The organism is Flavobacterium nitrogenifigens, from assembly GCF_003254565.1.
Taxonomy (GTDB): Bacteria; Bacteroidota; Bacteroidia; order Flavobacteriales; family Flavobacteriaceae; genus Flavobacterium; species Flavobacterium nitrogenifigens.
Genome location: NZ_QJRI01000175.1, coordinates 211,727 through 223,839 on the forward strand (window position 1 = coordinate 211,727; position 12,113 = coordinate 223,839).

Annotated in this window: 7 protein-coding genes; 6 read left to right on the forward strand and 1 reads right to left on the reverse strand. The window is 34.6% G+C overall.

Features of this window, described 5'->3' with window-relative positions; genetic code table 11:
- The first annotated feature begins 243 nt into the window (after positions 1 to 243).
- The 6 genes from asnB (DM397_RS13025) (at position 244) to DM397_RS13050 (ending at position 11,088) form a co-directional block, all read left to right on the forward strand.
- Positions 244 to 1,917 (forward strand): asparagine synthase B, encoded by a 1,674-nt coding sequence (asnB, locus tag DM397_RS13025; RefSeq protein WP_111377946.1) that lies wholly within the window; start codon positions 244 to 246, stop codon positions 1,915 to 1,917.
- Between the two features lie 309 nt (positions 1,918 to 2,226).
- Entirely contained in the window at positions 2,227 to 3,840 is a 1,614-nt protein-coding gene (gene asnB, locus DM397_RS13030) for an asparagine synthase B (protein WP_111377947.1), read from the forward strand.
- A 345-nt stretch (positions 3,841 to 4,185) separates the two neighbouring features.
- Positions 4,186 to 6,126, forward strand: a complete 1,941-nt coding sequence (gene gyrB, locus DM397_RS13035; RefSeq protein WP_111377948.1) for a DNA topoisomerase (ATP-hydrolyzing) subunit B — start codon at positions 4,186 to 4,188, stop codon at positions 6,124 to 6,126.
- 110 nt (positions 6,127 to 6,236) lie between these two features.
- Positions 6,237 to 7,172, forward strand: a complete 936-nt coding sequence (gene mdh, locus DM397_RS13040; RefSeq protein WP_111377949.1) for a malate dehydrogenase — start codon at positions 6,237 to 6,239, stop codon at positions 7,170 to 7,172.
- 225 nt (positions 7,173 to 7,397) lie between these two features.
- Positions 7,398 to 10,388, forward strand: a complete 2,991-nt coding sequence (gene secDF, locus DM397_RS13045; protein WP_111377950.1) for a protein translocase subunit SecDF — start codon at positions 7,398 to 7,400, stop codon at positions 10,386 to 10,388.
- 85 nt (positions 10,389 to 10,473) lie between these two features.
- Entirely contained in the window at positions 10,474 to 11,088 is a 615-nt protein-coding gene (locus DM397_RS13050) for an acyloxyacyl hydrolase (protein ID WP_111377951.1), read from the forward strand.
- 54 nt (positions 11,089 to 11,142) lie between these two features.
- Here DM397_RS13050 and lgt read toward each other — a convergent pair whose 3' ends face one another.
- Positions 11,143 to 12,075 carry a prolipoprotein diacylglyceryl transferase gene (lgt, locus tag DM397_RS13055; protein WP_111377952.1) on the reverse strand — a complete coding sequence of 311 codons (933 nt, stop codon included), beginning with the start codon at positions 12,073 to 12,075 and terminating at the stop codon, positions 11,143 to 11,145.
- Between the last annotated feature and the right edge of the window lie 38 nt (positions 12,076 to 12,113).

Below are 12,113 nucleotides of genomic sequence, written 5' to 3' on the forward strand. Positions count from 1 at the left end.
GAATAACTCAAAATTTAATTCAAAAAAAGAGTTTAAACTTTTAATTTAAAAGCAGTTTTATGCTCAAAATTAAAATTTTCAAGTTTCGACCTTGTTTTTGCTTTTAAATTTTACATTTTATATGTAAAAATAAAATTATGGTTTTAAATTGTAATTGATATTACGGTTTGTGTTTTTCAATTGTAACTAATATCACATCTTTGCCCTATCAAAATAAAATTTACAAAATAAAAATATAAAATTATGTGTGGAATTGTATGTGCCTTTGATCTTAAACAAAAAGCCGAAGCGTTAAGACCTCAAGTATTAGAAATGTCAAAAATCATCCGTCACCGTGGACCAGACTGGAGCGGAATTTTCAGCAATGATAAAGCGATTCTTTCTCATGAGCGTTTGGCAATTGTAGATCCGGCGTCAGGAAAACAACCTTTATTTACTGAAGACAAAAAATTGGTTTTAGCAGCAAATGGGGAAATTTACAACCACAGAGACCTTCGTAAACAATTTGTGGGTAAATATAACTTTCAGACAGAGAGTGATTGTGAAGTTATTTTAGCTTTATATAAAGAAAAAGGAGCAGATTTCGTTGATGAGTTAAACGGAATCTTCGGATTTGCAATCTACGATGTAGATAAAGACGAGTATTTCGTAGCTCGTGACCACATGGGAATTATTCCATTATATATTGGATGGGATCAGCACGGTACTTTCTACGTAGCTTCTGAGTTAAAAGCTTTAGAAGGATATTGTACAAAAATCGAATTATTCCCTCCAGGGCATTATTTATCAAGCAAAGACGGTGAATTTGTACAATGGTACAAAAGAGACTGGACAGAATATGATGCAGTAAAAGACAACGAAACTAGTATTCCAGAAATCAGAAAAGCTTTGGAGGCTGCGGTTCACAGACAATTAATGAGTGATGTTCCTTATGGAGTTTTACTTTCTGGAGGTTTAGATTCTTCTATTACTTCGGCTGTGGCTAAGAAATTTGCTCAAAAAAGAATTGAATCAGATGATACTACAGATGCTTGGTATCCGCAATTGCACTCTTTCTCAGTTGGATTGGAAGGTTCTCCAGATTTAGCTGCAGCAAGAAAAGTAGCAGATCATATCGGAACTATTCACCACGAAATCAAATTTACAATCCAAGAAGGGTTAGATGCAGTTCGTGATGTAATTTACAACCTTGAGACTTATGACGTAACTACAGTTAGAGCTTCAACTCCAATGTGGTTAATGGCAAGAGTGATCAAATCTATGGGAATCAAAATGGTTCTTTCTGGAGAAGGAGCAGATGAGTTATTTGGAGGATATTTATACTTCCACAAAGCGCCAAACGCAAGAGAATTCCACGAAGAAAACGTTCGTAAATTAGGAAAACTTCACATGTACGACTGTTTACGTGCAAACAAAAGTTTAGCGGCTTGGGGAATCGAAGGGCGTGTGCCATTCTTAGATAAAGAATTTATGGATGTTGCCATGCGCATCAACCCACAAGATAAAATGATCAACAAAGAACACCCGATGGAAAAATGGGTTGTTCGTAAAGCTTTTGAAGATATGCTTCCAGAAAGTGTAGCTTGGAGACAAAAAGAACAGTTTTCTGATGGAGTAGGGTACAGCTGGATTGATACTTTGAAAGAAGTAGTAGCTAGAGAAGTTTCAGATGAGCAATTGGCAAATGCGAGATTTAAATTCCCATTGCAAACTCCAACTTCTAAAGAAGAATATTACTATCGTTCAATTTTTACAGAACATTTTCCAAGCGATGCTGCAGCATTATGCGTTCCTCAGGAAGCAAGTGTGGCTTGTAGTACTAAAATTGCTTTGGAGTGGGATGAAGCTTTCAAAAACATGAACGATCCATCAGGAAGAGCGGTAGCTAATGTTCATGATGATGCTTATATTAAATAATAAAGAGTTTAATTTTTAGAATTAGTATATATATTGCTGGAAGACGTTCTTTTGTAAGAGCGTCTTTCTTGTCTAAAAAAGTTTCTGTATTTCAATATGTTAAAATAAGATTTTTGGTAATCGATTGAAATTTATTTCATGTTTGAGTTTCGTCGAAATAAAAGTTAAACCCTGAAATTTTAGGATGCAAAATGTAAGAAAGCAGAAAATAATATTTAGTTTTGCTTTTAAGCGGAAATTTTAATGATTTTTTAATGTGCAGCTTATTTGAGACTGGTACATCAGAATAAAAATAAAAAATAGAATAGTATGTCTGGATTGTTAGCCGTTATTGGTAAAGGAAAAGACCCCAAGCTTGTAAAAGAACTTTCTGAGAGAATGTCACATCGCGGACCTGATGAAAGCGATATTCATATTATGGAAAATGGCAGTATACTTTGTCATGAAAGCCTGTCGATTATTGATCTTAATTCGGGGAAACAGCCAATTCAAGGAACTAGTAAAGCTTGGATGGTGCATGATGGAGAAATCTACAATTATAAAGAGCTTAAAAATACAGTTTTAAAGGATCATACCTTCAGAACAGAATCGGATTCGGAGGTAATTGTACACTTGTATGAAGAATTTGGATATGATTTCTGTAATAAATTGGATGGGGATTTTGCCTTTGTGGTTGTTGATGGCGATAAATATATTGCAGGTCGTGATCCGATTGGGGTGAAACCTTTGTATTATGGTTTAGATGAAAGAGGAAGAATTTATTTTTCGTCAGAAATGAAATCTATTGCAGATCAATGTAAATCATTTTCAACTTTTCCGCCAGGACATTACTATACAGCAAAAACAGGTTTTGTAAAATATTATCGCCCAGAATACGAAGACCATAAAAATGCAACTCAGCCTTTAGATTTAGAGTTAATTCGCGAAAGCTTAATTCAGGCAACACGCAAACGTTTATTAGCAGAAGTACCTTTGGGAGTTGTGTTATCGGGAGGTTTGGACACTTCATTGATTTCGGCTATCGCTTCAAGGTTATTAAAAGAAAAAGGTGAAAAACTGCATTCTTTTTCTATTGGATTAGATGCTGATGCCCCAGATAATGTTATGGCAAGAAAAGCCGCTGAATTTTTAGGAACTGAACATCATGAAATTCATTTTTCGGTTGAAGAAGGAGTTAAAGTTCTAGAAAAAGTAATTTATCATATTGAGACGTACGATATCATTTCGGTTAGATCTGGTGTTCCTATGTATTTGCTTTCTAAAGCTATTGCAGATCAGGGAATAAAAGTGATCTTGTCTGGCGAAGGTGCAGATGAGGTTTTTGGAGGGCATTTGTATTTTAGAAATGCGCCTTCAGAAGAAGAATTTCAAGATGAAACTATAGAACGAGTTCAGAAGCTATTTACAGCCGATTTGTTGCGTGCAGATAAAACGACAATGGCAAATGGTCTAGAAGTGCGAATTCCGTTTTTGGATACAGAATTTTTAGATGTAGCTATTCGAATTAAAACAGAAGAAAAACAGCCAAAAACGTATGATGGCGTTGAAAAATACATTTTAAGAAAAGCTTTTGATACTGAAGATCCGTATTTGCCTTCAGAAGTTTTATGGCGTCAGAAAGAGCAGTTTTCTGATGGAGTAGGATATAATTGGGTTGATGAGTTGATTGAATATTGTGCATCGCAGGTTACAGATGAGCAATTAGCTGGAGCAAGTGCAGAATTTCCATACAACTCACCAACGACTAAAGAAGCGTACTTGTACAGATCGATTTTTCATAAATACTATCCACAGGTCAGTGCGGCACAAACTGTTCGTAAATGGATTCCAAAATGGCAAGAAAACCTCGATCCAAGCGGAAGAGCAAATGCGGCTCACTTGAATGGTAATTTTGAAACTGTAAAAACTACTGTGATTGCTTAAAAGAAAATTCTAAATTTTTGAAATTCCAAATTCCAATTTGGGAGCAGATATAGAAAAGCTGAAATAAGAATATTATTTCGGCTTTTTGATTTAAGGTATGTTTTGGAATTTGGAATTTCAAAAGAATGGAATTTTAAAGAGCATTGGTTTTTTACGTTATTTCCATTTTTGGAATTTGGAATTTAAGAAAATTAGAAATTAAATTCATTTTTGGGCTTATTTTTAGGTTTTTCAGACAATTGTGTTGATAACTTAAGTGCTTTAAGTCGTAATTTGCTGGGTATATAGCTCGCGTTTTTATATATTTGCGTGTTAGACAGTAAATACATTTTTAGAATAAATTATATGAGCGAAGAAATCAAGAAGAACAATTATTCAGCAGATAGTATTCAGGCATTAGAAGGAATGGAGCACGTAAGAATGCGTCCATCAATGTATATTGGAGATGTAGGGGTTCGAGGACTGCATCATTTAGTTTACGAGGTTGTTGATAACTCTATTGATGAGGCCATGGGAGGGCATTGCGACACAATTGGTGTTTCGATAAACGAAGATGGTTCTGTTACAGTTGAAGATAATGGACGTGGTATTCCAGTTGATTTACATAAAAAAGAAGGTGTTTCTGCACTTGAAGTTGTAATGACTAAAATTGGTGCCGGAGGTAAATTCGACAAAGATTCATATAAAGTTTCTGGAGGTTTGCACGGGGTTGGGGTTTCTGTAGTAAACGCCCTTTCTGTTCACATGAAATCTACTGTATTTAGAGAAGGTAAGATATATGAGCAGGAATACGAAAGAGGTAAATCTTTATATCCAGTTAAGCAAATCGGAGAAACGGATAAAAGAGGTACGCGTCAGACTTTTTATCCTGATGATACGATCTTTACTCAAACTACTGAGTTTTCATACGACACGCTTTCGGCTCGTATGCGTGAGCTTTCTTTCTTAAATAAAGGGATCACAATCACTTTTACAGATAAGAGAGAAGTTGATGAAAAAGGTGAATTCAGAAGTGAAGTTTTTCATTCTGATGAAGGACTTAAAGAATATATCCGTTATTTAGATGGTAACCGTGAGCCAATTGTTTCTCATGTTATCAGCATGGATAATGATAAAGGAGAAATCCCAGTTGAGGTTGCCTTGATCTACAACACAAGTTATACAGAGAATATTTTTTCTTATGTGAATAATATTAATACTCACGAAGGAGGAACGCACTTACAAGGTTTTAGAAGCGGTTTAACAAGAACGCTTAAAAAATATGCTGATGCTTCGGGGTTATTGGATAAATTAAAATTCGAAATTGCTGGAGATGACTTCCGCGAAGGATTAACGGCTATTATTTCGGTAAAAGTATCTGAGCCTCAGTTTGAAGGACAAACGAAAACTAAACTTGGAAACAGAGAGGTAGTTTCTCCAGTTTCTCAAGCGGTTGGAGAAATGCTAGAGAATTATTTGGAAGAAAATCCAAATGATGCAAAATTAATTATCCAAAAAGTAATCTTAGCAGCTCAAGCGCGTCACGCAGCGAAAAAAGCACGTGAAATGGTGCAGCGCAAAACCGTTATGGGCGGTGGTGGATTGCCAGGAAAATTATCTGATTGTTCTGAGCAAGATCCAGCAAGATGTGAGGTTTACCTTGTCGAGGGAGATTCGGCTGGTGGAACAGCAAAACAAGGACGTGATCGTAACTTTCAAGCGATTCTACCATTACGTGGTAAAATCTTGAATGTTGAAAAAGCGATGCACCATAAAGTATTCGAAAACGAAGAGATTAGAAATATCTTTACAGCTTTGGGGGTAACTGTAGGAACAGCAGAAGATAGTAAAGCGCTTAACTTAGAAAAATTAAGATATCACAAGGTAATCATCATGTGTGATGCCGATGTCGATGGTAGCCACATTTCTACCTTAATATTAACGTTCTTCTTCCGTTTTATGAAAGAGCTAATTGAAGAAGGGCACGTATATATTGCAGCACCACCTTTATACTTAGTTAAGAAAGGAAACAAGAAAGAATACGCTTGGAATGATGTTCAACGTGATCAGGCCAACGAAAGAATGGGAGGAAGTGCCAATATCCAACGTTATAAAGGTCTTGGAGAGATGAACGCGGAGCAATTGTGGGAAACTACAATGGATCCGAATTTCAGAACTTTACGTCAAGTAAACATCGATAGTCTAGCAGAAGCTGATCAGGTTTTCTCTATGTTAATGGGTGATGAAGTGCCTCCTCGTAGAGAGTTTATCGAGAAAAATGCAGTTTATGCAAATATTGACGCATAAAATAGAAAATTAATAATTTCAATTCGTTTAATTGTTTAAATTTACTAGACAATTAAACGAATTGTCTTTTTAAAGAATAGACAAAATTAATAACCGATAAAGTATAAAATATGAAAGTTACCATTGTAGGAGCAGGAAATGTTGGAGCTACATGTGCAGATGTTATTTCTTATAGAGGAATTGCAAGCGAAGTAGTATTGTTGGATATTAAAGAAGGTTTTGCCGAAGGTAAAGCATTGGATATTACACAATGTGCGACAAATACTGGTTTTAATACTAAAGTATCTGGCGTTACCAACGATTATTCTAAAACTGCAGGAAGTGATGTGGTTGTAATTACATCAGGAATTCCGAGAAAGCCAGGAACGACAAGAGAAGAATTAATCGGCATCAATGCAGGAATTGTGAAAACAGTTGCTGAGAATGTATTGAAGTATTCTCCAGATACGATTATTGTCGTAGTTTCCAATCCGATGGACACTATGACGTATTTGGCTTTAAAAGCTACAGGTCTTCCAAAAAACAGAATTATAGGTATGGGTGGAGCTTTAGATAGTTCTCGTTTTAGAACTTATCTTTCGTTAGCTTTAGATAAACCAGCAAATGATATTTCGGCAATGGTAATTGGAGGTCATGGAGATACAACGATGATTCCGTTAACGCGTTTAGCATCTTACAATGGAATTCCGGTGTCTCAGTTTCTTTCAGAAGAAGTGTTGCAAAAAGTTGCAGCAGATACAATGGTAGGGGGAGCAACGCTTACAGGGCTTCTTGGAACTTCGGCTTGGTATGCTCCAGGGGCTTCTGTGGCTTATTTGGTAGATAGTATTTTGAACGATCAAAAGAAAATGATTGCATGTTCTGTTTTTGTAGAAGGCGAATATGGGCAAAATGATATCTGTATAGGTGTGCCATGTATAATTGGTAAAAACGGTGTAGAAGAAATTGTAGATATAAAATTAAACGATCAGGAGAAAGCATTATTTGCCAAAAGTGCAGATGCAGTTCGAAGCATGAATGATGCCCTAAAAGCTATTTTAGTATAATAAAAACGGCAAAAAAGAAAAGAAGCTGCACTTTTGCAGCTTTTTTTTTGAGATTAATTAATAAATAAATTGGTTAATATTTTCGTTAATTATATATTTGCTCGGTTTAAAAAAAAATTGGTAATTCGTGATCTCGTTTTTTTGTTTTAAAAAATCATGTCAGGGCTTATTTTATGGGACTTTAAAACAAAATCAAAAATAAAACATAATTAATTTTTAGTAATAATGCAGAATAAAGGACTTATTAAATTTTTCGCAATTCTATTTGCATTGGTAAGTATTTACCAACTATCATTCACTTTTGTGGCAAATGGTGTCAAAAGTGAAGCTAAAGCTTTTGCAGGAGATAATCCTGATAAAGAGCTGAAATATTTAGATTCTATTGGTAAAGAAAAAGTATTAAATCTTGGTTTTACTGATTTCACTTATAACGAAGTGAAAAACAAACAGCTTAATAAAGGTCTTGACTTAGAAGGAGGAATCAACGTAATTCTTCAGATTTCTATTAAAGATGTATTAAAAGGTTTGGCTAATAATTCTAAAAATCCAGTTTTTAATAAATCATTGGCTGATGCATCTGCAAATTTAGAAGGAAACAAAACGTATTTAAATAAGTTTTTTGAAGCTTTTGAAGCAAATTCAAAAGGAACTGTAAAATTAGCATCTCCAGATATTTTTGCTAACAGAAGCCTTCAAGGAGAAGGTGGAGTTGACTTTCAAATGTCTGACGCACAAGTTCAAAAAGTTATCAAAAGAAAAGTTGATGAGTCTGTAGAAAGTGCTTTTAAAGTATTAAGAGAGCGTATCGACAAATTTGGTGTTACACAGCCAAACATCCAAAAATTAGGAGAAACAGGAAGAATCTTAGTTGAGCTTCCAGGTGCTAAGGATGTAGATAGAATTAAAAAATTATTAGGTGGAAAAGCTCAATTAGAGTTCTGGGAAACTTATAAAATTGAAGAAATTGGAAATTTCTTAGTATCTGCAAACGAGGCTTTAAAGAAAACTGAAGTTAAAAAGACAGAAACTAAAACTGTTGCTAAAGATTCATTGAATGCATTATTAACTGATGCTAAAGATTCTTCAGATGTTAAAAAAGGAAATAATCCTTTATTTGATAAAATGATCGTTCAAGGTGGTGGACCAGTTTTAGGATACTTTGCTCCTAAAGATACTGCTGCTATCAATGATTATTTCAAAAGACCAGAAATTAGAGTATTATTGGCTGCTGACCAACACTATGCAAAATTTGTATGGAGCAAGCCAACAACTATAAAAGATCCTAAAGCAAAAGACATTAAAAGCGCTGCAGATATTGAAGCAGTTGAATTATATGCTTTAAAAGGAAACAGAGACAATAACCCAGCTATGAGCGGTGGTGTTGTAACAGATGCAAAAGATACTTTTGACCAAATGGGTAAACCAGCTGTTTCTATGCAAATGAACAGCCAAGGTGCTAAAGTTTGGGAAGAATTAACAGGAAGAGCATTTGCTCAAAAAAGCTACATTGCTATTGTATTAGATGATATCGTATATTCTGCTCCAGGTGTAACAAGCGGTCCTATTGCTGGAGGAAGATCTGAGATTACAGGTTCATTTGATGTAGCTGAAACTAAAGATTTAGCTAACGTATTAAATGCAGGTAAATTACCAGCTTCTGCAGATATTATCCAATCAACTGTTGTAGGTCCATCTTTAGGGCAAGCAGCTATTGATGCAGGTACAATTTCTTCTGTATTAGGTTTCTTATTAGTTTGTGTTTGGATGGTATTCTATTATGGTAAAGCTGGTTGGTATGCAAACCTTGCATTATTATTAAACTTACTATTCTTATTCGGAATTATGGCAAGTTTTGGTTTTGTATTGACATTGCCAGGTATTGCAGGTATCGTATTAACATTAGGTACTGCGGTAGATGCGAACATTATTATCTACGAAAGAGCGAAAGAAGAATTACGTGAAGGAAAATCTCTTTCTGAAGCAGTTCAAGCTTCTTACGGATGGCATGGAGCAATGCGTTCTATTATTGATGCTAACGTTACTCACGTTTTAACTGGAGCTATCTTATTTATCTTCGGAACAGGTCCTATTAAAGGTTTCGCATTAACATTATTAATTGGTATCGTAACTTCATTGTTTACTTCTATCTTTATTGCTAGAATTTTCATTGACAGAAATATTGCAGGAAAAGGTGATTTAACTTTCTCTACAAATATTACTAAAAACTGGTTTACAAACTTCCACTTTGACTTTATCAAGATTAAAAAATTCACTTACATCTTCTCTTCAATTGTAGTTGTAGTAAGTTTAGTTTCTATCTTCTTCGTTAACGGATTAGATGAAGGTGTTGATTTTGTTGGAGGAAGAACTTTCCAAGTTAAATTCGAAAAGCCAGTTGATGCAACTGCAGTTTCAGATGAATTATCTGCTGCTTTCGGTACTCCGGTTGAGGCTAAAATTTTAGGTGATGATGATCAATTGAAAATCACTACTAAATATAAAATTAAAGAAGATGGTGTTGCTATCGATGAAGAAGTAAACCAAAAATTATACGCTGCTTTACAGAAATATTTCCCAAATACAACTTACGATAAATTTATCAACTCATTTGATGGTAAAAGAGTAGGTGTGTTGCAAGCTTCTAAAGTTGGAGCTTCTATTTCTGAGGATATCAAAACGAACTCTTACTGGGCAGTTCTTGGTGCAATGGCAGTTATTTTCTTATACTTAATGGTATCTTTCCGTAAATGGCAATATTCATTAGGTGCGATTGCAGCTGTTGCGCACGACGTAATCTTCGTATTAGGAGTTTATTCATTATGCTACAAATTCATGCCATTCCACATGGAAATGGATCAGCACTTTATCGCTGCGATCTTGACTGTAATAGGTTATTCTATGAACGATACAGTAATTGTATTTGACAGGGTGAGAGAGTTTATCATCGGAAACCGTAAAGGAAGTTTCGAAGATATCGTAAACGCTTCTATTAATACTACATTATCTAGAACATTGAATACTTCATTAATGATGATCATCGTATTATTAACGATGTTTATTTTCGGTGGAGAATCTATCAGAGGATTTATCTTCGCAATGTTAATTGGTATTATCGTTGGTACTTACTCTTCATTATTTATCGCTACACCAGTATTGGTTGACACGATTTCAAGTGATGAGAAACACACAATCGAAGACAAACACAATAAGGCATAATTAAAAACCTTATTCTAAATAAAAAAAAGATCCAGTGAAAGCTGGATCTTTTTTTTATGTTTGTATAGCCAACCAAAAACATATTATGCTTCTAAAACGAATATTCTTTATTTTAGTGTTATTTGCTGTAATGCATCTTAAAGCGCAGGAAAAAAGCAGTAAATACAGAATAGGTTTGAGTTATGGTTTTGGAAGTGAATTTAGTAATACCGATTACACTTTTGAGAATCATTTTTATAAGGCGCAGCTCTATTACGAGATAAAAGAGACTAAGAATTTTAAGTATGAAATTCTAGTCCAGCCCGAAATCAATTTTGGAAAACATCAATTATTGAATTTCTATTTTGTTAAGCCTGAAACCTCAAATTATCAGCAAAAAAGAGATGAATATACGCGTCTAAAAGATGTTCGCGAATATGTGCTTAATTGTGGTTTTCTTGTTCGTAAACCTATTGGTAAAGTGTGTTCGTTTTATGTTTTAGGTAGTGTTGGGCCTCTTATTACAGATACAGAAACAGAAAGAATGTCTAAAGGTTTTGCTTTTGCTGATGTTTTGGCGCTCGGTTTTACTGCAGGTTATGATAATTTCCGTTTTGATATTCGTCCTAGTGTAAGGCATGTTTCTAATGCCGGTTTAGGAAGCAGTAATGCAGGATATAATACTAAGAATATCGAATTTGGTATTTCGTATCAGTTATAAAAAGAAAAAGCCCAATATTTGAATATTGGGCTTTTTATAATGGTAAATTATTTTTCATGATTCTGCTAAAGGATTTCTTTGCGCTCTAATGACAAAGAAAAGCCCAATAATGATAAATGGAATACTTAGCCACTGTCCTGTTGAAAATAAGCCTAATTCGCTCTCAAAACCACCTTGGCTTTCTTTTACAAACTCTACGATGAAACGTACAACAAATAAAAGCACTAAAAACAATCCGAATAAAAGTCCAGATTTAAGTCTAGCGTTTGTTTTCCAATATAAAAAGTATAAAATAGCAAAAACAAAAACATAACAGATCGCTTCGTAAAGCTGAGTAGGATGTCTTGAAGGCACTTCAGCTAATATGTTTGCGAATCTTGGATCTGAAGCTATTGCATTATAAGCTTCTTTTGGATCTGCAATACCTGTTTTTTGTACTGCTTCGGCTTTGCTGAATGTGTCATGAAGGAAACGGATTCCGAATGCAGAGTCAGTTTCGTTTCCGATAATTTCTGAGTTGAAGAAATTCCCTAAACGAACAAAAATAGCACCGCTCGCCACTGGAATTACAACACGGTCCAAAATCCATAATAATGGACGTTTCAAGATTTTTTTACTGTAGTAATACATTGCAACAATGATTGCAATAGCAGCACCATGACTTGCTAATCCTTGGAAACCTGTAAACTGGAATTCTGGCTCAAATTTAAATGGTAAGAAAATTTCAAGTAAATGATTTCTGAAGTATTCCCAATCGTAAAAGAAAACATGACCTAGACGTGCGCCTATTAAAGTGGCTAAAACCGTCCAAACAAATAGAGAATCTAGTTTTTCAATCGATTCGTTTTCTCTTTCGAACATTTTTTTCATTAGGAACCATCCTAAACCAAAAGCAATTACAAACATTAAGCTGTAATAGCGAATCATAAAAAATCCTAAGTTGATTCCCTCAGAAGGATTCCAAACTAAATTTAAGGCGTGTGTCATGTATAAATGTTTTTATATAGCTGTAAAAATAAATATTT